The organism is Allobosea spartocytisi, assembly GCF_014764685.1.
In the GTDB taxonomy this organism is placed as follows: Bacteria; Pseudomonadota; Alphaproteobacteria; order Rhizobiales; family Beijerinckiaceae; genus Allobosea; species Allobosea spartocytisi.
In genome coordinates, this window is sequence record NZ_JACXWY010000019.1 from 68,870 (window position 1) to 94,945 (window position 26,076).

Genomic DNA, 26,076 nt, shown 5'->3' on the forward strand with positions numbered 1-26,076 from the left:
CTTTGCCGGTCCGCACGACAACCCATGAAGGTGACAGATGCCGAAGCTTTCCGCCGCGCAGACCTACAAAGGCGTCTTTCCGGTCGCTCCCACCGTGTTCGACGCTGAGGGGCGGCTCGATCTCGAAGGCCAGAAGCGCGCCGTCGACTTCATGATCGATGCCGGCTCGCACGGGCTGTGCATCCTCGCCAATTTCTCGGAGCAGTTCGTGCTCACCGACGAGGAGCGCGAGCGGGTGATGGTCACCGTTCTCGAGCATGTCGCCGGCCGCGTCCCGGTGATCGTCACCACCACGCATTTTTCCAGCTTCGTCTGCGCCGAGCGCTCGCGCCGCGCGCAGGATCTGGGCGCGGCGATGGTCATGGTCATGCCGCCCTATCATGGCGCGACCTTCCGCGTGCCAGAAGCCTCGATCTACGATTTCTACCGCCACGTCTCCGATGCGATCTCGATCCCGATCATGGTTCAGGATGCGCCGGTGGCCGGCACGCCATTATCGGTGCCGTTCCTCGCCCGCATGGCCAAGGAGATCGAAAACCTCGCCTATTTCAAGATCGAGGTGCCCCAGGCCGCCGCCAAGCTGCGCGCTCTGATCGAAGCCGGCGGTGCCGCGATCGAGGGACCCTGGGACGGTGAGGAGGCGATCACGCTGATGGCCGATCTCGATGCCGGTGCGACGGGCGCGATGACGGGCGGTGGCTATCCCGACGGCATCCGCCAGATCACCGACCCCTATTTCGCGGGCCGGCGCGACGAGGCGATCGACGCCTATCAGCGCTGGCTGCCGCTGATCAACTACGAGAACCGCCAATGCGGGCTCGCCGCCTGCAAGGCGCTGATGAAGGAGGGCGGCGTCATCGCGCACGAGACGCTGCGCGCGCCGCTGCCGGCGATGCATCCCGCCACCCGCGCCGGACTGATCGAGATCGCCCGGCGGCTCGATCCGGTCGTGCTGCGTTGGGGGCGCTGAGCGTGAATCCGATCCGCCTCGCCATCGTGGGCCTCGGCAAGATCGCCCGCGACCAGCATCTGCCGGCGATCGCGGCGACGCCGGGCATCGCGCTCGCCGCCATCGCCAGCCGGAATGCCACGCTCGACGGCGTCGCCCATTTCGACACGCTGGAGGCGCTCCTGGCCGAGGCTCCCGAAATCGAGGCGGTGGCGCTGTGCACGCCGCCGCAGGGCCGCCGCGCCCAGGCGGCGCAGGCGCTCGCAGCCGGCAAGCATGTGCTCCTGGAAAAGCCGCCCGGCGCGACGGTGAGCGAGATTGCGCCGCTGGTCGATGCCGCAAGGGAGGCCGGGTTGACCCTGTTCGCCACCTGGCATTCGCGCTTTGCCCCGGCCGTCGAGCCCGCCCGCGATTTTCTGGCCGCCCATGCACCGCGCTCCGTCGAGATCACGTGGAAAGAGGATGTCCGCGTCTGGCATCCCGGCCAGGACTGGATCTTCGAGCCCGGCGGGCTCGGCGTCTTCGACCCCGGCATCAACGCCTTGTCGATCCTGACGCGCATCCTGCCGCGCCCGCTGTTCCTCACGGGAGCCACGCTCGCCTTCCCCGAGAACCGCGCCGCCCCCATCGCGGCCGAGCTGGATTTCACGGATGCGACCGGCCTGCCCATCCATGCCGTCTTCGACTTCCTCCAGACCGGCCCGCAGAGCTGGGACATCGCGATCGACAGCGCCGGCGGCCGGCTGCTGCTCTCCTCGGGCGGTGCGCGGCTGACGCGTGACGGCGCGGTGCTGGTCGATGAGAAGGAAGCCGAATATGCCGGCATCTACCGGCATTTCGTCGATTTGATCGGGCGCGGCGCCTGCGACGTCGATCTTGCCCCGCTCGGCCATGTCGCAGACGCCTTCATGCTGGGGCGCCGGACCAAGGCGGCACCGTTCTCATGGTGAAACCGACGCCCGCCATCACGCGAGACGGCTTCGGCACGCTTGCCGACGGGCGCGCGGTCGAGCGCGTGACGCTTCGTGGTGCCGGCGGTTTCGAGGCCCGGATCATCACCTATGGCGCGGCGCTGCAGGCGCTCTTCGTGCCCGACGCGAGGGGGGCGATCGCCGATATCGTGCTCGGCCATGACGATGCCGACGGTTATGAAGCCCGGCGGGATTTCTACGGCGCCACGATCGGGCGCTTCGCCAACCGCATCGCCGGTGCCGCCTTCACGCTCGACGGCGAGCGCATCGCGCTGCCGGCCAATGACGGCGCGAACACGCTTCATGGCGGTCCGGGCGGATTCGATCGGGTGCTGTGGTCGGTCGAAGCGATCGAGGAGAGCGACACTCCGGCCGTCACGCTTCGTCATGTGAGCCCCGATGGCGAGAGCGGTTTTCCCGGCTCGCTCGACGTGCGTGTGAGCTTTCGCCTGTCGGCCCCCGGTGAGCTGACGATCAGCTATGAAGCCGTGACCGACCGTCCAACCGTGGTCAGCCTGACCAATCACAGTTTCTTCAATCTCGATGGCGTCGCTGCGGGCGGGGACATTCTCGACCATGTCCTGACGCTGGCCGCCGACAGCTTCCTGCCGACGAATGCCGAGGCGATCCCGTTGCCGGGGCCACCGCGTCCGGTCGCGGGAACGCCCTTCGACTTCAGATCGGGCGCGGCGGTCGGCGCGCGCATCCGCGAGGACGACGCCCAGTTGCGCGCCGGGCGCGGCTACGACCATAATTTCTGCCTCGGCATATCAGCGCAGCCGCGCCTCGCCGCCCGTGTCGAGGCAACGTCTTCGGGGCGGGTCATGGAACTGCTGACGAACCAGCCGGGGTTGCAGTTCTATTCGGGCAACTTCCTCGATGGTGCCGCGCCGGGAAAATACGGGCGCCTGCACCGCCAGTCCGATGCGTTCTGCCTGGAGCCGCAGGCCTGGCCGGAGGCTCCCAACCGCGGCGACTTTCCCTCGGCGCGGCTCGATCCGGGCGAGACCTATCGCCACGTCTCGATCTATCGTTTCTCCACCGCCCGCGACGGAGGCATGCGCGCATGACCATGCTTCACACACCGCCTTCGCAGATGACCGCGCCCGAGACGGTTCCGGTCTCGGTGCTCTGCATGGAGCGCTGCCATCTTGGCGAAGGCCCGAGCTACGATGCCGGGAGCGACACGGCCTGGTGGTTCGACATCCTCGAGCGCCGTCTGTTCGAGGCGCATCTGGAAACCGGTCGCATCACGATCCACGATCTGCCGGTCATGGCCAGCGCGCTGGCGCGGATCGATGCCGGGCGCCAGATGCTCGCGGCCGAGGACGGGCTCTATCTGCGCGAGATCGCGAGCGGAAAGCTGAGCCGGGTCGCCGAACTCGTCGGCAAGGACGGTCCCATCCGTTCCAACGATGCGCGTGTCCATCACAGCGGCACCTTCTGGGTCAGCACGATGGGCCGTGCTGCAGCAGCCGGCGCCGGTGCGATCCATGCGTTCCGCGACGGGAAGCTGTCGCTGCTCTTCAGCGGCCTGACCATTCCCAACGCCATCTGCTTCTCGCCGGATGGCGCCACCGGCTATTTCGCGGACACCCGCGAGAACGCGCTCTATCGTGTCGTGCTCGACCCTGCGACCGGCCTCCCGGTCGAGGCGCCCGCGATCCTGCACAAGCGGGAGGCCGCCGGCGGCCTCGACGGCGCCGTCACCGATGCGCAGGGCCTGATCTGGTGCGCGATCTGGGGTGGCGGCTGCGTCGACGTCTATTCGCCGCGCGGCGAGCGGTTGCGCAGCATCGCGATGCCGGCGCGCCAGCCGAGCTGCCCGGTTTTCGTCGGGCCGCGCTTCGACCGCCTGCTGGTCACCTCGGCCCATGAGAACATGAATGCGGATGCCCGCGCCGCCGACCCCGACCACGGGCGGACCTTTCTGGCCGAGGTCGGGGCCATCGGACGTGCGGAGCCGAGTTTGCGCTGGGGAGGATCCTGACCGCGTCAGACGCAGCCAGCCCGCCCTGAACGATCAGCGGCCGACCCGCCGCCAAGAAACCGGTCCGCGAATGCGGCCGACCCTTTCACAACCCGGGAGTCCAGTATGAAACGCCTGACGACACTTCTCTCCGCTCTGACGCTCGCGGCCTTCGCCATGGGCCAGCCGCACTCCGCCGCCGCACAGAGCAAGCCGACGGTCGGCATCGCCATGCCGACGAAATCCTCCGCGCGCTGGATCGCCGACGGCGACAACATCGTGAAGGTGCTCAAGGAGCGCGGCTACGACACCGATCTGCAATATGCCGAGGACGACGTCCCCAACCAGCTCTCGCAGATCGAGAACATGATCACCAAGGGCGCCAAGGTCCTGGTGATCGCGGCGATCGACGGCTCGACCCTGTCCGACGTGCTGGCCCAGGCCAAGGCGCAGGGTATCAAGGTCGTGGCCTATGACCGGCTGATCAGGGGCACGCCGAACGTCGACTACTACGCGACCTTCGACAATTTCCAGGTCGGCGTGCTGCAGGCTCAATCCCTGCTGAAGGGGCTCGGCCTGCCCGAAGCCAAGGGCCCGTTCAACATCGAGCTCTTCGGCGGCTCGCCCGACGACAACAACGCCTTTTTCTTCTACGATGGCGCCATGTCGGTGCTGAAGCCGCTGATCGACGAGAAGAAGCTCGTCGTCGCCAGCGGCCAGATGGGCATGGACAAGGTTTCGACGCTGCGCTGGGACGGCGCCACCGCCCAGGCCCGCATGGACAACCTCCTGAGCGCCTTTTACGCGAACAAGAAGCTCGATGCCGTGCTCTCGCCCTATGACGGCATCTCGATCGGCATCCTCTCCTCGGTGAAGGGCGTCGGCTACGGGTCGGGCGGGCAGAAGATGCCGATCGTCTCCGGCCAGGATGCCGAGGTGCCTTCGGTGAAGTCGATCATCGCCGGCGAGCAATATGCCTCGATCTTCAAGGACACCCGCGAACTCGCCCGCGTCACCGCCGACATGGTCGATGCGATGCTGTCGGGCAAGGAGGTCAAGGTCAACGACACCAAGACCTACAACAACGGCGTCAAGGTCGTGCCGTCCTATCTGCTGACGCCCGTGGTGGTCGACAAGTCGAACTGGGAACCGGTCCTGATCGGCTCCGGCTACTACAAGGCCTCGCAGGTCAAGTGACGCCTGAGGCCCGGCTTCGCTGCCGGGCCTCATCCACCGGCCCGAAGGCGGGAGAACCACCATGAGCCCTGTGCTGGAAATGCGCGGCATCTCCAAATCCTTCACCGGTGTGAAGGCGCTGAACGATGTGTCCTTCACCGTCGAACCCGGGGAGATCCATGCCCTCGTCGGCGAGAACGGCGCGGGCAAGTCGACGCTGATGAAGGTGCTGAGCGGCGTCTATCCGCACGGCTCCTACGAGGGCTCGATCCTGTTCGAGGGGGAGGAGCGGCGCTTCCGCGACATCAATGAATCGGAAGCGCTCGGCATCATCATCATCCATCAGGAACTGGCGCTGATCCCGCTGATGACGATCGCCGAAAACATCTATCTCGCCGATCCTCCGACCCGGATGGGGATGATCGACCGCAGCGCCGTCTATCGCGGGACGCAGACGCTGCTGGCCAGGGTCGGGCTCGACGAGGCGCCCGATACGCGCATCGCCGATCTCGGCATCGGCAAGCAGCAACTCGTCGAGATCGCCAAGGCGCTGGCCAAGAACCTGCGCGTGCTGATCCTCGACGAGCCGACGGCGAGCCTCAACGAGCGCGACAGCGAGGCGCTCTTGGACCTGCTGCTCGAATTCAAGGCCCAGGGCATCGCCTCCGTGCTGATCTCGCACAAGCTCAACGAGGTCTCCCGCGTCGCCGACCGGATCACCGTGCTGCGCGACGGCCGCTGCGTCGACACGCTCGACTGCCGCGCCGGCCCTGTCGAGGAGGATCGCATCATCCGCGCCATGGTGGATCGCGATCTGGCGCATCGCTACCCGCAGCGCGAGCCGAAGATCGGCGAGACGGTGCTGGAGATCGAGGACTGGTCCGTGTTCCATCCGCTCGACACCCATCGCAAGGTCGTCCGGAACGTGAACTTCCACGTCCGGCGCGGCGAGATCGTCGGCATTGCCGGGTTGATGGGGGCCGGTCGCACCGAATTCGCGATGAGCGTCTTCGGCGGCTCCTATGGCCGCAAGGCCTCCGGCACGGCGCGGCTGGAAGGCCGGCCGATCGAGCTGTCCGACGTGCCCGGAGCGATCGCGGCCGGTCTCGCCTATGTGACGGAGGATCGCAAGGAACTCGGCCTGATCCTGGCGGAGGACATCCGCAAGAACATCACGCTGACCAACCTGCCCGAGGTCGCGCACTCGGGCGTGGTCGACGACATGGCCGAGCTGAAGGTCGCCAATGCCTATCGCAGCCGCATGCGGATTCGCTGCGCCAGCGTCTATCAGGAGGCCGGCCAGCTCTCGGGCGGCAACCAGCAGAAGATCGTTCTGTCGAAATGGCTCTTCACCGATCCCAAGGTGCTCTTCCTCGACGAGCCGACGCGCGGCATCGACGTCGGTGCCAAATATGAAATCTACTGCATCATCAACGAGCTGGCCGATGCCGGGCGCGGCGTCGTGGTGATCTCGTCGGAGATGCCGGAGCTTCTGGGCATCTGCGACCGCATCTGCGTGATGAACGAGGGCGCCTTCGTCGGCGAGTTCCCAGCCGCCGAGGCGACACAGGAAAAGATCATGCGCGCCATCATGCGCAACCGGGAGGCAAGAGCGTGAGCACCGACGTCCAGAACGACGGCATCGTCAAACCCGCCGCGGCCCGGGCCGAAACCGCCAGGCCCAAGGGCGGAAACCTGCGCGAATACGGCATGCTGATGTCGCTCGTCGCGATCATGCTGTTCTTCCAGGTCGTGACCGGCGGCAAGCTGCTGCTGCCGCTCAACCTGACCAACCTGATCCTGCAGAACAGCTTCATCGTCGTCATGGCGCTGGGCATGCTGCTGGTCATCGTCACCGGCCATATCGATCTCTCGGTCGGCTCGGTCGCCGGCGCGGTCGGCGCGGTCGCCGCCGTCCTGATGGTGCAGTACGGCATGCATTTCGTCCCGGCGACGCTGATCTGCCTGGCGCTGGGCGGCCTGATCGGGGCCGCGCAGGGCTACTGGGTCGCCTATTTCAAGATACCGTCCTTCATCGTCACGCTGGCCGGCATGCTCGTCTTCAAGGGGCTGGCGCTGGCGATCCTGCAGGGCCAGTCGGTGGGGCCGTTCCCGGCCGAGTTCCAGAAGCTCTCTTCCGGTTTCATCGTCGATCTGTTCGACAAGATTCAGGGCCTGCAGCCGACCTCGATGCTGCTGGGCGTGGCGCTGGCCCTGCTGCTCGTCGTCATCAACCTGAAGAGCCGCAGGCGCCAGCAGGAGCACGACATTCCCGTCGAGCCCTGGAGCTTCTTCATCGCCAAGACCGCGATCTTCGCGGGGATCGTCCTCTACGCCAGCTATCTGCTCGCCTCCTATCGCGGTCTGCCCAATGTTCTCGTGGTGATGGGGGTGCTGATCGCGCTCTACGCCTTCGTCACGACGCGCACGACGATCGGCCGCCAGATCTACGCCGTCGGCGGCAATGCGCGTGCCGCCAAGCTCTCGGGCGTCAGGACCGAGCGGCTGACCTTCCTCGCCTTCGTCAATATGGGCGTGCTGGCGGCGCTGGCAGGGCTGATCTTCGCCGCGCGCCTCAACACCGCGACGCCCAAGGCCGGCCTCGGCTTCGAGCTCGACGTCATCGCCGCCTGCTTCATCGGCGGCGCCTCGGCCTATGGCGGCGTGGGCCGCGTCTCGGGCGCCGTGATCGGCGCGCTGATCATGGGCGTGATGAACAACGGCATGTCGATCCTGGGCATCGGCATCGACTATCAGCAGGTCATCAAGGGCCTGGTGCTGCTCGGTGCCGTTTGCCTCGACGTCTACAACCAGAAGCGCGGCTAGAGCATTTTCGAGCGAAACGGATACCGGTGCGCGTGAAGAAAATGCGATAAAACAAAGAGATGGAGCATTTCCGCGATTCGGAGAAACGCGGAAATGCTCCAGGATTGGCGGCTTGGGTCAGCCCGACGCGGCGTGCGGATCGGCGGGGGCGAGCGTGGTGCGCCGCCCCTTCAGCGTGGCGTAGATCTGCCAGGCGATGAACAGCCCGAGGATGCTGAGCAGCGTCGCGCTGATCGGGTGTTCGAAGAAGGTCAGGAAGCTGCCGCGGCTGAGCAGCATCGAGCGCCTGAAATACTCCTCCAGCATCGGCCCGAGGATGAAGCCGAGCATCAGCGGCGCCGGGTCGAGGGACAGCCGCATCATGATGTAGCCGATCAGGCCGAAGGCGGCGGTGGTGTAGATGTCGTGCAGGCTGTTGTTGATGCTGAAGGTGCCGATGCAGCAGAAGAACAGGATCGACGGGAAAAGCACGTTGTAAGGAATCTTGAAGACCGAGAGCCAGAAGCGGACCAGCGGCACGTTCAGCAGCAGCAGGAAGCAGTTGCCGATCCACATGCTCGCGACCAGCCCCCAGAACAGGTCCGGATGCTTGGCGATCATGTTCGGGCCGGGCTGGATGCCCTTGATGATGAAGGCGGCCATCATCAGCGCCATCACCGCGTTCTCGGGGATGCCGATGCTCATCAGTGGGATGAAACTGGTGCGCGCCGCCGCCTCGTCGGCCGCGGCCTGGCCGGCGACGCCCTCGATCGCACCAGAGCCGATCTCGTCCTTGTATTTGCTGACCTTCTTGTCGAGGCCGTAGGCCGCGAACTGGGCGATCGTCGGCCCGCCGCCCGGCAGGATGCCGAGGAAGGAGCCGACCACGCTGCCGCGCAGGGCGCTCGGGATGATGCGCTTGAACTCCGGCCAGGTCGGCATCAGCTTGATCTTGCCGTTGAACGGCGTGCGTTCCTCTTTCGCATCGAGGTTCTTGGTGATCTCGGCGATGCCGAAGCAGCCGAGCGCGAGGCTGACCAGGCTGACGCCGTCGACGAGCGAGGGCAGGCCCATGGTGAAGCGCTCGAGGCCGGTCTCCAGATCGGTGCCGACCTGCCCGAGCAGCACGCCGAGCAAGCACATCGCCATCCCGTTCAGCAGGCTGCCGGTGGTGACGAAACTGACGCAGAAGAAGCCGAACAGCATCAGCGCGCAGTAGTCGGTCGGGCCGAATTTCAGGGCGATGGTGCCGAGCGTCGGCGCAAGCGAGGCCAGCACCACGATCGCGACGGTGCCGCCGATGAAGCTCGACACGCCAGCGGTGAACAGGGCGAGCCCCGTCTTGCCCTTGAGTGTCATCTGGTAGCCGTCGATGCAGGCCACGATGCTCGAGGCATGCGGGATCTTCATGGTGATCGCGCTGACGCTGTCGCCATATTGCGCGCCGTAATAGATGCCGGCGAGCATGATCAGCGCGCCGCCGGTCGGGATCGAGTAGGTCAGCGGCAGGAGCAGGCTGATCGTGGCCAGTGGGCCGAGGCCCGGCAGCAGCCCGACCAGCGTGCCGACGACGCAGCCGATGGCGCAGTAGAGCAGGTTCTCGGGCGTCAGCGCATGGCCGAAGCCGAAGGCGAGGTTGTTGAGCACCTCCATCACAGCAGCCTCAGATTCAGGCCGAGGAAGCGCTGGAAGATGAAGGCCACGACGATCAGGCCGATGGCGATCTTGAGGTTGCGCATCCAGGAATAGCTGTTGGCGGCGAAGCCGGCGACGAAGACCAGCACGATGATGCCGACGGTCACGTTCACATATTCGGAAGCGATGACGAAGCCGATGAGGCTCGCCATGATCAGCGCGATGTTCCGCGGGCTGAACTGGAGAGGCTCCGGATCGGCGAGGCGCGCCTGCACGATCGTCGCCAGGGCTATGATCAGCAGCGGCGCGCAGATCAGGAGCGGGAAGAGCCCGGGACCGGCATGGGCGAGGGTGCCGATCGGATAGCGCAGCGCGTTCACGGCAAAGAACAACGCGACGGCGGCCAGAAAGACCCCGCGCGCAATCTGTTGATTTGGCATTGTCTCTCCGCGTCTCGTCCCGTATTGGTCGGTATTCTTATTTATTGAAGTTCTTTGTCTTGCGTTTTACTGTCTTAATTTCGATGTTATTCGGTCGTTTAAGGAAAATTCCGGCCGAAAAAACGCCGCCATAATCAAATTTATAGTTACAAGTAACCGAAATTCTGAGGCGAGAGTTTGTTGATTGTTGCATTCCATTCTGCGGCAAGCTGCGTGTATCGTTACATGGCAGTATCAAATTATTGTATTTGAGTGAATGATTAAACGCAATAATCACATTTGCCAACCGCGTTTCCCGATGTCGAGCATGTCATTTCGGTGGCGGTCCAAGAGGCTCCGCGACCGCGCGGGGCGATCACCTGCATCCCGAGAGCGAGCGCACGCTTGCCGACCTCTTCGCCGATCGCGGCCATGCCGGCGATCCCCGTTTGGCGGTCAACCGATGTGAGCCGCCGCGACCCGCGCGGTGATCGAGGAGACGTCGCCATATCCGGCCGATCAGGGCGCCTGATCGGGCGCTTTTCATTCATCTGGTGGACGCGGCGCCCTCTCGCATGCGTCTAGCCTGATGAAGGGCACATGCGGGGATGTCTGATGGCTTATACGATGCAGACAGACCTGACGGGCATGCATCAGGTCTACAATGTCTCGTTCCCTGTCGGGCCGAGGATGCCGAACGCCCGTGACGATGTCCTGCTGGTGCAGACGCTCTTGAAGCTGGCAAATTTCGTGCGCTTCACGCCCGCTTTGGGGCCTGTCGAAAGGAGTGCCGAGATTGCTGTCGATGGCTATTTCGGGCCTCAGACCAAGCGCATGATCGTCGCTTTCGAGGATGATCAGAAGCTCCATCGACGCTTCTTCGTCGCTGATGGCATCGTGGAGCCATCGCCGAAGGACGGCTATACGCGCTCCGGCGTCCTGTACAAGATCATCCTCATGAACCGCTCGGCATTGGATGCCTCGGGCTGGAGGCATGAGCACCTGCCGTTCCACGAAACCACTCATCCTATATTGCGGCAGTCGTTGCAGAAGGGGGCGGTGAAGCCGCCGCCATCCCCGCACTTTTGAGGGTCGACAGAAGCGGCCGCCCGAAAGCCGAACGGCGCATCGTCGGGATCGCGTTCTGAAGCCGGTGCTCGCTTGCTCTATGGCTTTGCCGCCAGCGGTTCATGCGGCACGTGGATCTCGGATGTCGCCGCGCCGCTCCATTGCAGCCGCAACTGCTCCAGCACATGCCGGCCGAAGATCTCGTAGGGAATCCGGATCGAGGTCAGCCAGGGGGCGATCCAGTTGTTGATCGCGTTGCCGTCGACACCGACCAGCATGCAGTCGCGCGGGATCGCCACGCCCGACTCGGCCGCCAGCCGATAGGCGCCGTAGGCGATCAGGTCGCTGACGCAGAGCGCGCCTTGCGGCCAGCCGCCATCCCGAACGAGGGCCTGGGCCGCCGCATAACCGATCTCGATATGCGACAGGCCGGGCGCGCTTGCCCGGCGGATCGCGTCCGCCGGAACGCCGCGCGCGACGAGCCGCTCGATGAAGCCGGCGGCGCGCTCGGCGGTGCTCGAAATGTTCTGGGCCGCCATCAGCACGGCGGGGCGCTCGATCCCGCGCGCGAGCATGAAGTCGGCCGCATCGGCGCCGGCGCCGCGGTCGTCGATCCCGACAAAGGCGCCGCCGCCGAGGGGGTTGCGCCGCGCCACGAAGACGATCGGATCGCCGCGCCCGAGCGCCTGTTCCAGCCCCTGGCTGCGCACGGCACTGACCATGATGTAGCCGGCGACGAGCTGGTCGCGCATCGCCAGCAGATAGTCGTCCTGCAGCTCCGGGCGGTCATGCGTATCGCAGAGAATCATGACGTAGCCGGCATCGCGCAGCGCGGCTTCGGTCGAGACGGCGATCGCGGCCATGGCGGGGTTGTCGAGATTGGGCGAGAGCATTGCCACGACGCGGCTGGCCCGGCGGCGCAGCGCCCGTCCGATGGGGTTGGGGCGATAGCCGAGCCGCTCGATCGCCTCCGCGACGCGCGCGACGGTCTCGCTCGAGGCACGCCCGCTCTTGCCGTTGACGATGCGCGAGACGGTCGCGACCGAGACGCCGGTCTCGCGCGCCACTGTCGCGAGCGAGGCTGTCTCATGCCGGATCTTCCCCGGTTTCGCCGTCGTCCTGGCCGTCATTTCCCTGCCAGCCCTCCCATGGGGGTTCCCGCTACGCACCGGTGGAAAGCCGGCCCACGCAGCAATGCTGTCGCATCTCCCCGTTGACAAGCTAGGCAAACGTTTGCCTTAGTAGATGTCAAGACGCTCGTTGAGGCGTCGCGATTGCTCAGGGGATGGAGCCCATGCAGAGGAAACACTGGATTTCCGCCGTTGCCGCGACGGCCGGCTTCGCGATCGGCCTCATGGCCTCGACCGCATTCGCCCAGACCACGGTGCGCATCGCCTGGTATTCCGACGGCAACGAGGGCGAGGTCCTCGCCGATCTGCTGAAGCGCTTCGAGGCTGGCAACAAGGACATCAAGGTCGTGCTTGACCAGGTGCCCTACAAGGCGATCACCGAGAACCTGCCCGTCCAGCTCGCCTCGGGGCAGGGGCCGGACATCGCCCGCGTCGTCGATCTCGGCGGCGTCGCCCGCTACGCGCTCGACATGCGTCCCTATCTCAAGGACGCCTCCTACTGGGAGAAGAATTTCGGGCCGTTCCTGCCCTGGATGCGCCCCGAGGGCGATTCCAGCGCGATCACCGGCTTCATGACGCAGCTCACCGTCACCGGCCCCTTCGTCAACAAGACCCTGTTCGAGCAGGCCGGCACGCCGCTGCCGGGTCCGAAGGCGACCTGGGAGGAGTGGGGCAAGGCGGTGAAGGACGTGGCGGCCAAGGTCAAGGCGCCGTTCCCGCTCGCCATGGACCGTTCCGGTCACCGCTTCTTCTCCGTCGCGGTCTCGGAAGGCGCCAAGGTCTTCGACGACAAGGGCGAGCCGGCCGTGATCGACGAGGGCTTCAAGCGCGGCGCCAAGCTCGTCTATGACTGGCACCAGAACGGCACCATGGCCAAGGAGCTCTGGGGTTCGGTCTCCGGCACCGCCTATCGCGGCGCCAATGACGAGTTCAAGAACGCCCAGGTCGTGATGTACCAGTCCGGCTCCTGGCAGATCGCCCAGTTCGACAAGACGGTGGGCGACGCCTTCGACTGGGTCGCGGTGCCCTCGCCTTGCGGGGCGGGCGGCTGCTCGCCCATGCCGGGCGGCGCCGGCCTCGTCGCGATCAAGACGACCAAGAGCCCGGAAGCCGTCGCCAAGGTGATGGACTATCTGGCGAGTGAGCCGGTGCTGAGCGAGTTCTATGCACGCTCGCTCTTCGTGCCTGGCCATCTCGGCATCGCCGCCAAGGGGCTCGACTATGCCGGCGCGACGCCGCAGGGCAAGGCCGCGCTCAAGGTCTTCTCGGATCAGGTCGCGCAGATCTCGCCGGCGGCCTACAAGCTGCAGGGCTATGCCAACAACCGCGTGATCTTCAATGCGGTGATCAGCCGCCTCGGTCAGGCGATCTCGGGCGAGGGCAGCCTCGACGATGCCTATAAGCGCATCGAATCCGACGTCGCCCAGCAGATCGCCGAGCGCAAGAAGTAAGACTTATGGCCTCTGCTGAAACAAATCCGCGCCGGGATGGCGCGGGCGCCGCAGGCACTCTCGCCGCGCCGCTCGCGCTCGTCATGCGGCTCGTCGACTGGCCGATGCGGGCGCTCCAGCGCCTGATCGGCGAGCGGCGGATGGCCTATGTCTTCATCCTGCCCAATCTCGCCTTCTTCTCGCTCTTCGTCTTCCTGCCGCTCGTCATCAACTTCGTCTTTTCGGTGACGGGCGGGGCGGGGCTGTTCCCGAGCGAGCGCCCCTATGTCGGGGCGCAGCAATACGCCTATCTCTTCGATTGCGGCTCCTTCCTCGATCCCTCTTCCTGCCGCGAGGACCATTTCTGGCGCGGCGTCTACAACACGGCCCGCTTCACCGTCTTCCAGGTGACGGCGATGGTGCTGTTCTCGCTGCTGACGGCGGTCGTGCTGAACATGAAGATCCGCGGACGCGGCTTCTTCCGCGCCGTCTATTTCTTCCCCGTGCTGCTCTCGCCGGTGGTGGTCGCGTTGACCTGGAAGTGGATCCTCCAGCGCGACGGCCTGCTCAACGCCGCGCTGACCTCCCTCGGCGGCGAGCGCATCCTCTTCCTGGTCGATCCGAGCTGGGCGATGTTCTGGATCGTCTTCGTCTCGGTCTGGGCCCATATGGGCTTCTACACGCTGATCCTGCTCGCCGGCCTGCAGGCCATCCCCGCCGATCTCTATGAAGCGGCCGAGATGGATGCGACGCCACGCTGGCGGATGTTCTGGCGCATCACCCTGCCGCTGCTCTGGCCGAACATGATCGTCGTGATCGTGCTCGCGCTGATCAAGGGCGTGCAGACCTTCGACGAGGTCTTCGTCCTGACCGGCGGCGGACCCGGCACCGCGACGCTGATGATCGTGCACTACATCTACGAGACGGCCTTCGCCAATCAGGTCCAGAATTTCGGGCTGGCCGCCGCCGCCTCGGTCGTGCTCGGCGTGGTGCTCTTCGCGCTGACGCTGGCCCAGCTCGCGGCGAGCCGCCGCAAGGGGGCAGCATGAGCCTCGTGACCAAGCTCGCCACCGCCCGCCGCAAGCCCGGCCGCTGGCATTGGACCGATATCGCGGCCTATGCCTATCTCGCGCTCGGCGTCGTGCTGATGTTCGGCCCTGTCCTCTGGCTCGGCATGTCTTCGTTCAAGACGCAGGCCGGCCTGCTCGAATTCCCGCCTTCGCTGCTGCCGATGTCGCAGAAGGAGGTGACGGTTCCCGGCCAGTCCCAGCCGCTGCCGCTCTTCGAGGTGACGATGCCGGACGGCACGAAACGCGTGCTGGCGCAGGTCCGCCGCATCGGCATCCAGGCGCAGATGATCGACCCCGCCAATCCCGGCGAGACGATCCGCGTGCCGATCGAGGGCCGTGTGCCGGTGCGCGAGTTCAAGCTCGCGACCGAGAACTACACCGAGCCGCTGGAGCGCTTCGCCTTCACGCGCTTCCTCTGGAACTCGGTCTTCGTCACGCTGATCGCGACGATCATCACGCTGATCATCAACTCGATGGCGGCCTATGCGCTCTCGATCTACGAGTTCCGTGGCAAGACGGCGGTGATGCTGATGGTGGTCGGCACGCTGATGATCCCGATCACGATCATCCTGGTGCCGGTCTATCTCGTCATCACCAAGCTCGGGCTGGTCAATTCGCTCTGGGCGGTGATCCTGCCCGGCGCGGCCACCCCCACCGGCGTCTTCCTGCTGCGCCAGTACATGCTGACCCTGCCGCGCGACCTGATCGAGGCGGCGCGCATGGACAAGGCCTCGGAATGGCAGATCTACTGGCGCATCGTCATGCCGCTTGCCATGCCGGCGCTGGCCGTGCTCGCGATCTTCTCGATCATGTGGCGCTGGAACGAGTTCCTCTGGCCGCTGGCGGTGCTGACCAAGACCGAATCCTACACGCTGCAGATCGGCCTCAACGCCTTCCAGGGCGAGTTGCAGACGCAGTGGCACTATTTGCTCGCGATGACCGTGGTGACGCTGCTGCCGGTCGCGCTCGTCTTCGTCTTCCTGCAGCGCTTCATCACCACCGGCATTGCCAATACAGGTATGAAATGAGCGAAAAGGGTTCCGCATGGCCGGGCTGAAGCTCTCCGCGGTCCGCAAGGCCTATGGCGCCACGACCGTGCTCCACGGCATCGATCTCGATGTCGCGGATGGCGAGTTCGTCGTCTTCGTCGGTCCCTCCGGCTGCGGAAAATCGACGCTGCTGCGCTCGATCGCCGGGCTGGAGGAGATCACCGGGGGCGCGATCGCCATCGACGGGGCCGATGTCACGCATCTGCCGGCGTCGGAGCGCGGGCTCGCGATGGTGTTCCAGTCCTATGCGCTCTATCCGCATATGAGCGTCTACGCGAACATGGCCTTCGCGCTGGAGAATATGGGGTTCAAGCGCGACGAGATCGACAAGCGCGTGAGGCGCGCGGCCGAGATGCTGCGGCTGACGGACTATCTCGAGCGCAAGCCCAGGGCGCTCTCGGGCGGCCAGCGCCAGCGCGTCGCCATCGGCCGGGCCATCGTGCGCGACCCCAAGATCTTTCTGTTCGACGAGCCGCTTTCGAATCTCGACGCGGAGTTGCGCGTCGCCACCCGCAAGGAGCTCGCCGCGCTCCATGGCGAGATCGGCGGCACGATGATCTACGTCACCCATGATCAGGTCGAGGCGATGACGCTGGCCGATCGCATCGTGGTCCTGCGCGCTGGTCGCATCGAGCAGATCGGCACGCCGCTCGAACTCTATAACCGCCCCGACAACCTCTTCGTCGCCGGCTTCATCGGCTCGCCACGCATGAACCTGCTGCCCGGCCGCGTGACGGCTGCGGGCAAGGTCGCGCTGGGCGAGGGCGGTCATGAGATTGCCTGCGCCACCGGCGATCTTGCCGCCGGCGCGCCCGTGACGGCGGGCATCCGGCCCGAGCATCTGGAGCTGGCGCCGGAAGGGCAGGGCCTGCCGCTGACCATCGAGCTCGTCGAGCGTCTCGGCGGTGAGAGCTATCTCTATGGCTCGGCCGCTGGCTTGCCCCAGATCACGCTCAAGCTCGATGGCCAGAGCGAGCATGAACGGGGCCATTCGGTCCCGCTCGCCTTCCCGCAGCAGAAGCTGCACCTGTTCGACGAAGCCGGCCAGGCGATCCGACCCTAAGACTGCCGAGAGAGATTCCATGAAAGCCCTCACGCAAGGCCGTTATCTCGGCCGCGATGGCGAAGCTGCCCTGTTCGATGTCGGGCTCGGCCACACCCTCATTGTGCGCATCCTCGAAGGCGATATCGGCCGGGTGACGCTGAAGCCGCAGGATGGCTACCGCCTCGACCGCGGCTGGTCGATCGCGCCCGGCGGATTGGAGCCGGCCTATGAGGGCCGTCTGCGCGACAGCCTCGAGGGCTTCTCCTGCCCCAAGGCGAGCGTCAGCGAAGAGAACGGCACGGTCACGCTGTCGGCCGGCGGTCTTACCGCCGAGGTCACGCTCTCGCCCTTCGGCATCGCCTGGCGCCGGGCCGGCGAGGACAAGCCCTTCCTGCAGGACCGCACGACGCAAGCCTATCTGGTCTCGCCGCGCACCGGCGCGGTCGCGCATTTCATGGCCCGCGACTACACCGAGCGGCATTACGGCCTCGGCGACAAGGCCGGCCCGCTCGATCGCACCGGCCGCCGCTTCGCCATCGATGCGGTCGACCCCTGCGGCTTCGACGCCGAACTGTCCGACCCGCTCTACAAGATGCTGCCCTTCTTCATCGTCGACGGGCCGATGGGCGCGCATGGGCTGTATTACGACAACCTCGCCACCGGCAGCGTCGATTTCGGCTGCACGCTCGACAATTATCACGGCCTGTTCCGCTCCTGGAAAGGCGATGACGGCGATCTCGACTATTACGTCATGGCCGGCCCGACCGTTCCCGACGTCGTTCGCCGTTTCTCCTGGCTGACCGGCGGACAGGCCTTTGCGCCGCTCTGGTCCTTCGGCTTCGGCGTCACCTCCATGGCGATCGCCGACGCGCCGGATGCCGATGCCCGCATCAGCGACTTCATCGGCAAGCTGGAGACGCACCGCATCCCCTGCGACTCGTTCCATTTCGGCTCGGGCTACACGCAGATCGGCCATCGCCGCTACGCCTTCAACTGGAACCGCGACAAGTTCCCCGATCCGAAGGCGACGATGCAGCGGCTGAACGACGCCGGCATCTTCACGGTCGCCAATCTCAAGCCCTGCCTGCTCGACGACCATCCGCGCCTGAAGGAGACGCTCGACGGCGGCTTCCTGGTCAAGGACGGCAAGACGGGTGAGCCGGCGGTGGCCCAGTTCTGGGACGGGCTCGGCTTCCATCTCGACTACACGAACCCGAAGGGCCGGGCCTGGTGGCGCGACGGCATCGAGACCGCGCTGCTCGACTATGGCTTCACCACGGTCTGGAACGACAACAACGAATACGAGATCTGGGATGAGGATGCCGTCTGCGACGGCGACGGCCGCCCCTTCCGCCAGGCGCTGGCGCGTCCGGCCCAGCCGCTGCTGATGACCAAGCTCTCCTATGAGGCTCAGGTCGCGCGCCAGCCGGCCAAGCGCCAGTACTCGGTGACGCGTGGTGGCTGCGCCGGCATCTCGCGCTACGCCCAGACCTGGTCGGGCGACAACGAGACCGCCTGGAAGACGCTGCGCTACAACCTGACGCAAGGGCTCAATATGAGCCTGTCGGGCATGTTCTCGATCGGCCATGATGTCGGCGGCTTCCATGGCCCGACTCCCGGCCCCGAGCTCTTCGTGCGCTTCAACGAGTTCTGCTCGCTCTGGCCGCGCATGGTGATGAACTCCTGGAACGATGACGGCGTCGTCAACCTGCCCTGGATGTATCCGGAAATGGTGCCGCAGGTGCGCGAGGCGATCTCGCTGCGCTACCGGCTGATGCCCTATCTCTACACGCTGATGTGGCGCGCCAGCCGCGACGGCACCCCGGCGATCCGCCCGCTGCTCTGGGACTTCCCGCAGGATGCGATGGCCGTAAAGACCGACGACGCCTTCATGCTGGGGCCGGACGTGCTGGTCGCGCCGGTGCTGGAGGAGGGCGCGCGCGAGCGCAGCATCTACCTGCCGAAGCACGAAGGCGGCTGGTATGATTGGCATGACGGCAAGCATTTTGCCGGCGGCGCGGTCGCGACCGTGGCGGCTCCGCTCGGTCGCCTGCCGGTCTTCGTGCGCGCCGGCGCGCTGATCCCGCTCGGCAATCCCGAGGGCATCGACGACCAGCGCGAGGTGCTCGTCTGCGGTCTCGTCGAGGGCGCGACCGGCGAACTCTACGAGGACGACGGCGAGACGGTCGATTGGCGCGGCGCTGGCGGAACGGTCATCCGCTTCCGCGTGCGCGGCGGCGAGATCGCGATCGAGCAGGAGGGGGCGGACGCTCCCTTCGTCGACCGGATCGCCATCCGGCAGATCGGCGAGGCGGTCGGCCCGCGCTGAGGTCGATCGGAAACACTCCGTCATTCCGGACGCAGCGAAGCGGAGATCCGAGATCCATCTTAGAGCGCACTGCCTTACGATGGATCCCGGATCGACGCCGCTTCGCGGCTTGTCCGGGATGACGCGGAGTTTCATCGTGTTGGACCGCTGCGCCACGTCCGTCGGCCGCGGCCATGCGGCTTCGCGAACCGGCTCATGCAGCTTTGCTGTGGCGCTATGCGGACGCACCGTCCAAGAATAGCCGCCTATTCGCAGCGATCAGGCGCGGGAGCAGGACATGGACAAGGTAGCGATCGTCACCGCAGGCGGCAGCGGCATGGGCGCGAGCGCGGCGCGGCGGCTGGCGAAGGACGGCTATCGCGTCGCGATCCTGTCCTCTTCGGGCAAGGGCGAGGCGCTGGCCGCCGAGCTGGGCGGCATCGGCATCACCGGCTCGAACCAGTCCAACGACGACGTCAAGCGGCTGGTCGACGCCACGCTCGACCGCTGGGGCCGGATCGACGCGCTGGTCAACAGCGCCGGCCATGGCCCTCGCGCGCCGATCCTCGATCTCACCGACGAGGATTGGCAGAAGGGCCTCGACGTCTATTTCCTCAGTGCGGTCAGGCCGATCCGGCTGGTCACGCCGGTGATGCAGCAGCAGAAATCCGGCGCCATCGTCAACATCTCGACCGCCTGGGCCTTCGAGCCGAGCGACATGTTCCCCACCTCGGCCATGGCCCGCGCGGGGCTTGCGACCTTCACCAAGATCTATGCGGACAAATACGCGGCCGACAACATCCGCATCAACAACGTCCAGCCGGGCTGGATCGACAGCCTGCCTGCAACCGATGCGCGGCGCGCCAGCGTGCCGATGCAGCGTTATGGCAGCGCCGACGAGATCGCCGGCACCGTCGCCTTCCTGCTCTCGCCCGATGCCGGCTACATCACCGGTCAGAACATCCGGGTCGACGGTGGCGTGACCAAGGGGATTTGAGGCGCTTGACGAGCGGCGTCATTCTCGGGGCAAACCCGAGCATGACGCGCTTCACTGAATGACGGCGTTCTGCGGAGTTACGCCGCTTTCGCCAAAAAATCCTCGGCGAAGTGGCAGGCGACCTGCCGTCCGTCGATCTCGCGCTTCTCCGGGCGCTCGGCCCGGCAGCGATCGGTCACGAAGGGGCAGCGCGTCGAGAATACGCAGCCTTTCGGTGGGTTGAGCGGGGAGGGCAGTTCGCCGCGCAGCACGATGCGCTCGCGCTTGGCCCCGCCGACGCGTGGCGTCGAGGCGAGCAGCGCCTGCGTATAGGGATGCAGCGGCCGGGCGTAGATGCGCTCCTTCGGGCCATGCTCGATGGCGTTCCCGAGATACATCACCATCACGTCATGGGCGATGTGCCGGACGACGCTGAGATCGTGCGAGATGAAGAGATAGGCGAGCTTCAGCTCGTCCTGCAGGTCGGCGAGCAGGTTCAGCACCTGCGCCTGGATCGAGATATCGAGCGCCGAGACCGGCTCGTCCGCCACCACCAGCTTGGGCGAGAGGATCAGCGCGCGCGCGATCGCGATGCGCTGGCGCTGGCCGCCCGAGAACATATGTGGATAGCGGGCGTAGTGCTCGGGCCTGAGCCCGACCTTGGCCATGATCGCACGCGCCTTCTCGGTCCTCTCGGCCTTGGAGAGGTCCGTGTTGATCTTCAGAGGCTCTTCCAGGATCGTGCCGATCTTCTTGCGCGGGTTGAGCGAGCCATAGGGGTTCTGGAAGACGAACTGCACGGTGCGGCGCAGGCGCTTGCGCTCGCTCGCGGGTGGGTGCACCGCGTCGAGCCCGTCCAGCATCAGCGCGCCCGAGGTCGGGGCCTCGATCAGCGTCGCCATGCGGGCCAGCGTCGATTTTCCGCAGCCGGATTCACCGACGACGGCCAGCGTGCGCCCGGCCTCGACGGAGAACGACACCTTGTTCACTGCCTGCAACTGTGCCGGCGGACGGAAGAACCCTTGCTTGACCGGGTAGGTCTGCGTGAGTTCGCGGGCTTCGATGACGGGGTTGCTCATCGCGTCGCCTCCGTCGTCGAGCGGTCGTCGCGGGCGCGCTCCGCATCCCGGTTCGCATCGCCGAGCGGATAGTGGCAGCGCACGCGCCCATCCGCCCAGTTCCGGAGCTCCGGCTGGACAGCGCGCGAGTGGTCGGTCGCATAGGCGCAGCGCGGGCTGAACAGGCAGCCCTTCGGCCGGTCGTTCAGGCCTGGCACCATGCCGGGAATGGTGGCGAGGCGGCTTGCATGCTCGCTCCGCTCCGGCAAGGCGGCGAGCAGGGCGGCGGAATAGGGATGCTGCGGATCGGCGAACAGCGCGTCGACCTTGCGCTCCTCCATGATCTGCCCGGCATACATCACCATGATGCGCTGCGCCGTCTCGGCGACGACGCCCATATTATGGGTGATCAGCACCAGTGCCATGCCGCGCTCGCGCTGCAGCGACATCAGCAATTCGAGGATCTGCGCCTGGATGGTGACGTCGAGCGCCGTCGTCGGCTCGTCGGCGATCAGCAGGCGGGGATTGCAGGCGATCGCCATGGCGATCATGACGCGCTGGTTCATGCCGCCCGAGAGCTGGTGCGGAAAGGCCTTGAGGCGGCTTTCCGGGGCGGGAATTCCGACCTGTTCCAGAAGCTCGATCGCCCGGTGCTTCGCCGCCTTGCCGTCCATCCCCTCGTGCTTCCGGAGTGTCTCGGCGAGCTGGAAGCCGATGGTGAAGCAGGGGTTCAGGCTGGTGGTGGGCTCCTGGAAGATCATCGCCACGTCCTTGCCGGTGAGCTGGCGGCGCTGGCGCGCGGACATGGTGAGCAGGTCCTGGCCGTCGAAGCGCAGCTTGTCGGCGCGGACGCGGCCGGGATAGCCGACGAGGCCCATCAGCGCGAGCATGGTGACTGATTTGCCGGAGCCGGATTCGCCGACGACGCCGAGCACCTCGCCTTCGTCGAGGGTCAGGTCGATGCGGTCGACGGCGCGCAGCGTTCCCTGGGAGGTCGGGAATTCGACGCTGAGGTTTTCGATTTCGAGCAGGGGCATGGGATCAGCGCTTCAGCTTGGGGTCGAGCGCATCGCGCAGGCCGTCACCGAGAAGGTTGAAGGCGAGCACGGTGATGAGGATGGCAAGGCCCGGGAAGGTGACGACCCACCAGGCGCGCAGCACGAATTCGCGCGCGTCGGCGAGCATCGTGCCCCATTCCGGTGTCGGGGGCTGGGCGCCTAAGCCCAGAAAGCCGAGTGCGGCGGCATCGAGGATCGCGGTGGAGACGCCGAGCGTTGCCTGCACGATGAGTGGGGCGGCGCAGTTCGGCAGGATCTCGGAGAACATCAGCCGGACTGTCTGCGCGCCGCTGACCTTGGCGGCGACGACATAATCCTTGCTCGCCTCGGTGATGACGGCGGCGCGGGTGATGCGGACGTAATGCGGCAGCACGACGATGGCGACGGCGAGCATGGCGTTCATCAGGCCGGGGCCGAGGATCGCGACGATGACGATAGCGAGCAGCAGGCTCGGCATCGTCATCAGGATGTCCATGAAGCGCATGATGACGATGTCGGCGACGCCCTTGAAATAGCCGGCGATCAGGCCGAGCACCACGCCGACGACGATCGCCAGCGCCACCACGGCGATGCCGATGACCAGCGAGAGCCGCGCCCCGAAGATGAGGCGCGAAAGGATGTCGCGGCCGATCGCGTCGGTGCCGAGCGGGTAGGACAGCGAGCCGCCCTCCTGCCAGAACGGCGGCTTCAGGAAGACCGTATTATTGGTCAGGTCCGGGTTGTGCGGGGCGATCAGCGGCGCGAACAGCGCGCAGAGCAGCACCAGCACGATGACGACGAGCCCGGCGACCGCGCCGCGGTTGGCGCTGAAATAGCTCCAGAACTCGCGGACGGGATGCGGCGGTGCGCCGCTCGGCGCAGCGACGGCAGGGACTTCGAGGGTTTCGGCGCTCATGGGCGAAAATTCCTTGGGCGACGGCTCCGGCGGGCGCGGGACTCGAATGGAGTGCGGGTCATTTGGCGTGCCTGATGCGCGGGTTGATCAGGCCGTAGAGCAGGTCGACCAACAGGTTGACGCTCATCACCACCATTCCAAGAAGCAAGGTTCCGCCTTGCAGGACCGGATAGTCGCGCCGGCTGATCGCCTCGATCAGCCATTTGCCGACGCCGGGCCAGGAGAAGATCGTCTCGGTCAGGATCGCGCCGGTGAAGAGCGTGCCGACCTGCAGGCCGATGACGGTGACGACCGGGATCAGCGCATTGCGCAGCGCATGCAGGGCGACCACGCGGATCGGTGCCATGCCCTTGGCGCGGGCCGTGCGGATATAGTCCTCGCCGAGCACCTCCAGCATCGCCGAGCGGGTCATGCGGGCGATGACGGCGAGCGGCACGGTGCCCAGCACGATCGCCGGCAGGACGAGATGCGACAGCGCCGACCAGAAGGCGTCGGTGTCGCCGGCCAGCAGGCTGTCGATGGTGAGGAAACCGGTGACCGGCTCGATGAAGTACTGCACCGCGATCCGGCCGGAGACCGGGGTGATGCCGAGCTGCACCGAAAACAGCAGGATCAGCAGCAGACCCCACCAGAAGATCGGCATCGAATAGCCGGTGAGCGAGATACCCATCACGCCATGGTCGAAGATCGAGTTCCGCTTCACCGCCGCGATGATGCCGGCCGGCAGCCCGAGCAGCAGCGCGATCAGGATGGCGCAGAGCGCGAGCTCGATGGTGGCCGGGAAAAGCTGCCCGAATTCAGAGAGCACGTTCTCGCGTGTCACGATCGACTTGCCGAGATCGCCCTGGACGACGCGCTCGATATAGACGCCGTACTGGGTCAGCAGCGGCTTGTCCAAGCCGTATTCCTTGACGAGCTGGGCATGGCGGGCCGGGTCGATGCCGCGCTCGCCCGCCATGGTCTCGATCGGGTCGCCGGGGACGAGCCGGACAAGGAAGAAGGCGAGCAAAGTGATCCCGATGAAGGTCGGTATCACGAGGCTGACCCGGGTCAGGATGAAGCGGAGCATGGTTCTTCCAGCCTTATCGGCCGGCACGGTCGCGGTGCGCGGCGTTTTGTCTTGTCGTTTTATTCAAGTTCGAAATCCGGCGCAGCGCAAACACCAGATTGGACGAAAGATCAAGCCGGCCTTGTTGAAGAATCGCGGGCACTCTTAGTACCGCGCGGTACGTCGCGGCGGTCGGAATGCAAGACTTGCGAAGATATGGCCGTGCGTACGCAATAATATGATCGAGTCTTGTGCCGGCGCGGCAATGAATGCAGCGCCGGCACGATCTGTGAGGACAGGCGCCGCCAAGCGGCGCGGCGCCTCATTTCGCGATCGACACACCGTAGAAGGGCTGGCCGCCGAAGAAGTGGATCTTGTAATCCTTCACCTCCTTGCGCACCGGCGTGAAAGCCTGCGCATTGGCGAAGAGCAGCCCGGCCACATCCTGGTGGAACAACTCCTGGAAGCGCTTGTAGAGCTTGGCGCGCTCGCCCTGGTCGGTGATCGTGCTCGCCTTGGCGAGGGCGTCGGAAGCCTCCTGGTTGCACCAGCCGGCGCGGTTGGCGCCGGTCTTCACGCCCTCGCAGGTCCAGCCGCTGAGCAGGATCTGGCTCGGGTCGGGATAGTCCCAGGTGTAGCCGAACATGCCGACCTCGTGCTCGCCGGCCCGGCCGCGCTTGAGATACTCGCCCCATTCGAAGGTCTGGATCGTCGCCTTGACGCCGATCTTGGCCCAGTCGGCCTGGATCAGCTCGGCGGCGCGGCGCCCGTTCGGCATATAGGCGCGCACGACGGGGATGGCCCAGAGCGTCGTCTCGAAGCCGTTCGGCAGGCCCGCCTCCTTGAGCAGCGCCTTGGCCTTTTCGGGATCGTAGGCGCGCGGCTTCAGATCGTCGTCATGCGACCACAATGCCGGCGGCACGGCCGCCGCGGTCGCCTTGCCGGTGCCCTGATAGACCGCGTCGATGATCGCCGGGATGTTGGTGGCATAGGCCAGCGCCTCGCGCACACGCCGGTCGTCGAAGGGCTTCTTGCGCTCGTTGAAGGCGAGGAAGCTCTGGTCGGCGATGCTGCCCTGCGCGATGGTGAGGTTGGGGTCCGCCTTCATCGCCGGCAGATCGCCGGGATTGGGATAGCGCGCGATCTGGCATTCGCCGGACCTGACCTTGGCGAAGCGCACGGCGGCGTCCGGCGTGATGACGAAGATCAGGTCGCTGACCAGCGCCATGCGGTCGCGGTTGCCGGCGGCCTTGGTCCAATGGTCCGGCACCGCCTTGAAGCGGATCGTCGCGTCCTTCTGATAGGACAGCAGCGAGAAGGGGCCCGTGCCGATCGGAGCGAAATCGACCTGCTCGGGCGTGCCGGCCTTGCTCATCGCGGCGGCATATTCGGCCGAAAGAATCGACATGGGCTCGACGGAGAGCGCGCTGAGCAGCGGCGAGTTCGGCTTCTTCAGCGTGAGCTTGACGGTGTGGTCGTCGACCTTCTCGACCGAGGCGAGGCTCGGCTTCACGATCTCGTCGAAGAACTGGTAGTTGCCGTTGCTGACCTTGTTGTAGGGATTGGCGGGGTCGAGCATCCGGCCGAAGGAGAACACCACGTCGTCGGCGTTGAAGTCGCGGCTCGGCGTGAAGGCCTTGTTCGCATGCCACTTCACGCCCTTGCGCAGCTTGAAGGTGTAGGTCAGCGCGTCATCCGAGATCGTCCAGGATTCGGCGAGGCTGGGGATGATCTGCGAGCCGCCGCGCTCCGTCGCCGTCAGCCGCTCATAGACTTGCGCCGCCACGTCGTAGGCGGTGTTCTGGCTGCTGAACTGCGGATTGAGGAAGTCGGGGCTGGCCTCGGTGCAGACGACCAGCGCCTGCGCGCGAGCGGCGGCGGGAAGCAGGAGGGCGCTGAGCCCGAGGGCAAGGGCGGCTGTACAAGCGCGAACGGCCATGGCGGTTTCTCTCGATGGAAAAGGGCGGGATCTGGCGCAGGGCGCTCGCCCCGTCGTCTCCCGCCCGAAAAAGGATGC

Annotated in this window: 22 protein-coding genes; 14 read left to right on the forward strand and 8 right to left on the reverse strand. The window is 66.1% G+C overall.

From position 1 onward, the window contains the following. The first annotated feature begins 37 nt into the window (after positions 1-37). The 7 genes from IED13_RS22860 (at position 38) to mmsB (ending at position 7,891) form a co-directional block, all read left to right on the forward strand. Positions 38-970, forward strand: coding sequence for a dihydrodipicolinate synthase family protein (locus IED13_RS22860; RefSeq protein WP_133565791.1), 933 nt, complete (start codon positions 38-40; stop codon positions 968-970). A 2-nt stretch (positions 971-972) separates the two neighbouring features. After that, positions 973-1,899, forward strand: coding sequence for a Gfo/Idh/MocA family protein (locus tag IED13_RS22865; protein ID WP_191125563.1), 927 nt, complete (start codon positions 973-975; stop codon positions 1,897-1,899). Then, a complete protein-coding gene (locus tag IED13_RS22870; protein WP_191125564.1) occupies positions 1,893-2,990 on the forward strand; it encodes an aldose epimerase family protein in 1,098 nt (365 codons plus the stop codon). Before IED13_RS22865 ends, IED13_RS22870 begins: the two co-directional genes overlap by 7 nt. After that, positions 2,987-3,910, forward strand: a complete 924-nt coding sequence (locus IED13_RS22875; protein WP_248312725.1) for an SMP-30/gluconolactonase/LRE family protein — start codon at positions 2,987-2,989, stop codon at positions 3,908-3,910. Before IED13_RS22870 ends, IED13_RS22875 begins: the two co-directional genes overlap by 4 nt. Before the next feature lie 105 nt (positions 3,911-4,015). Then, positions 4,016-5,086 carry a multiple monosaccharide ABC transporter substrate-binding protein gene (gene chvE, locus IED13_RS22880; protein ID WP_191125565.1) on the forward strand — a complete coding sequence of 357 codons (1,071 nt, stop codon included), beginning with the start codon at positions 4,016-4,018 and terminating at the stop codon, positions 5,084-5,086. A 61-nt stretch (positions 5,087-5,147) separates the two neighbouring features. Beyond that, the gene (gene mmsA / locus IED13_RS22885) at positions 5,148-6,683 is read left to right on the forward strand and encodes a multiple monosaccharide ABC transporter ATP-binding protein (protein ID WP_191125566.1); all 1,536 of its coding nucleotides are present in this window, start codon (positions 5,148-5,150) and stop codon (positions 6,681-6,683) included. 92 nt (positions 6,684-6,775) lie between these two features. Beyond that, on the forward strand, positions 6,776-7,891 hold the full coding sequence (gene mmsB / locus IED13_RS22890; protein WP_191125583.1) for a multiple monosaccharide ABC transporter permease: 1,116 nt from the start codon (positions 6,776-6,778) through the stop codon (positions 7,889-7,891). A gap of 117 nt (positions 7,892-8,008) precedes the next feature. Here mmsB and IED13_RS22895 read toward each other — a convergent pair whose 3' ends face one another. Then, entirely contained in the window at positions 8,009-9,523 is a 1,515-nt protein-coding gene (locus tag IED13_RS22895) for a tripartite tricarboxylate transporter permease (protein WP_038367197.1), read from the reverse strand. Continuing rightward, positions 9,523-9,945, reverse strand: coding sequence for a tripartite tricarboxylate transporter TctB family protein (locus tag IED13_RS22900; RefSeq protein WP_191125567.1), 423 nt, complete (start codon positions 9,943-9,945; stop codon positions 9,523-9,525). The genes IED13_RS22895 and IED13_RS22900 overlap by 1 nt, the downstream gene beginning before the upstream one ends. A 594-nt stretch (positions 9,946-10,539) precedes the next feature. On the opposite strand from IED13_RS22900, the gene IED13_RS22905 reads away from it, so the two are divergent. Further along, entirely contained in the window at positions 10,540-11,013 is a 474-nt protein-coding gene (locus IED13_RS22905; RefSeq protein WP_191125568.1) for a peptidoglycan-binding domain-containing protein, read from the forward strand. A gap of 77 nt (positions 11,014-11,090) precedes the next feature. Here the strand turns inward: IED13_RS22905 and IED13_RS22910 are convergent, their stop codons facing one another. Beyond that, positions 11,091-12,122 carry a LacI family DNA-binding transcriptional regulator gene (locus tag IED13_RS22910; protein ID WP_051988423.1) on the reverse strand — a complete coding sequence of 344 codons (1,032 nt, stop codon included), beginning with the start codon at positions 12,120-12,122 and terminating at the stop codon, positions 11,091-11,093. Positions 12,123-12,286: 164 nt separating this feature from the next. Between IED13_RS22910 and IED13_RS22915 the strand changes: the two genes are divergently transcribed. From IED13_RS22915 to IED13_RS22940, 6 genes are all read left to right on the forward strand, one after another. Continuing rightward, positions 12,287-13,573, forward strand: a complete 1,287-nt coding sequence (locus tag IED13_RS22915; protein WP_191125569.1) for an ABC transporter substrate-binding protein — start codon at positions 12,287-12,289, stop codon at positions 13,571-13,573. Positions 13,574-13,578: 5 nt separating this feature from the next. Continuing rightward, positions 13,579-14,601, forward strand: a complete 1,023-nt coding sequence (locus tag IED13_RS22920; RefSeq protein ID WP_038367217.1) for a carbohydrate ABC transporter permease — start codon at positions 13,579-13,581, stop codon at positions 14,599-14,601. After that, positions 14,598-15,650 (forward strand): carbohydrate ABC transporter permease, encoded by a 1,053-nt coding sequence (locus IED13_RS22925; protein WP_112762571.1) that lies wholly within the window; start codon positions 14,598-14,600, stop codon positions 15,648-15,650. The genes IED13_RS22920 and IED13_RS22925 overlap by 4 nt, the downstream gene beginning before the upstream one ends. A 16-nt stretch (positions 15,651-15,666) precedes the next feature. After that, the gene (locus IED13_RS22930; protein ID WP_142023312.1) at positions 15,667-16,734 is read left to right on the forward strand and encodes an ABC transporter ATP-binding protein; all 1,068 of its coding nucleotides are present in this window, start codon (positions 15,667-15,669) and stop codon (positions 16,732-16,734) included. A gap of 19 nt (positions 16,735-16,753) precedes the next feature. Beyond that, positions 16,754-19,045 (forward strand): glycoside hydrolase family 31 protein, encoded by a 2,292-nt coding sequence (locus IED13_RS22935; protein ID WP_191125570.1) that lies wholly within the window; start codon positions 16,754-16,756, stop codon positions 19,043-19,045. 277 nt (positions 19,046-19,322) lie between these two features. Next, positions 19,323-20,021: an SDR family oxidoreductase gene (locus IED13_RS22940; RefSeq protein WP_113251833.1), complete on the forward strand. Its 699-nt coding sequence runs from the start codon at positions 19,323-19,325 to the stop codon at positions 20,019-20,021. 77 nt (positions 20,022-20,098) lie between these two features. On the opposite strand, the gene IED13_RS22945 is transcribed toward IED13_RS22940, so the two are convergent. From IED13_RS22945 to IED13_RS22965, 5 genes are all read right to left on the reverse strand, one after another. Further along, positions 20,099-21,079, reverse strand: coding sequence for a peptide ABC transporter ATP-binding protein (locus IED13_RS22945; RefSeq protein WP_038367230.1), 981 nt, complete (start codon positions 21,077-21,079; stop codon positions 20,099-20,101). Continuing rightward, positions 21,076-22,095 (reverse strand): ABC transporter ATP-binding protein, encoded by a 1,020-nt coding sequence (locus tag IED13_RS22950; protein WP_112762567.1) that lies wholly within the window; start codon positions 22,093-22,095, stop codon positions 21,076-21,078. The genes IED13_RS22945 and IED13_RS22950 overlap by 4 nt, the downstream gene beginning before the upstream one ends. Positions 22,096-22,099: 4 nt before the next feature. Then, complete coding sequence (locus tag IED13_RS22955; protein WP_038367235.1) at positions 22,100-23,011, reverse strand: ABC transporter permease subunit; 912 nt, start codon at positions 23,009-23,011, stop codon at positions 22,100-22,102. Positions 23,012-23,069: 58 nt separating this feature from the next. Beyond that, positions 23,070-24,080: an ABC transporter permease subunit gene (locus IED13_RS22960; RefSeq protein ID WP_038367236.1), complete on the reverse strand. Its 1,011-nt coding sequence runs from the start codon at positions 24,078-24,080 to the stop codon at positions 23,070-23,072. 301 nt (positions 24,081-24,381) lie between these two features. Further along, on the reverse strand, positions 24,382-25,998 hold the full coding sequence (locus tag IED13_RS22965) for an ABC transporter substrate-binding protein (RefSeq protein ID WP_191125571.1): 1,617 nt from the start codon (positions 25,996-25,998) through the stop codon (positions 24,382-24,384). Positions 25,999-26,076 lie beyond the last annotated feature (78 nt).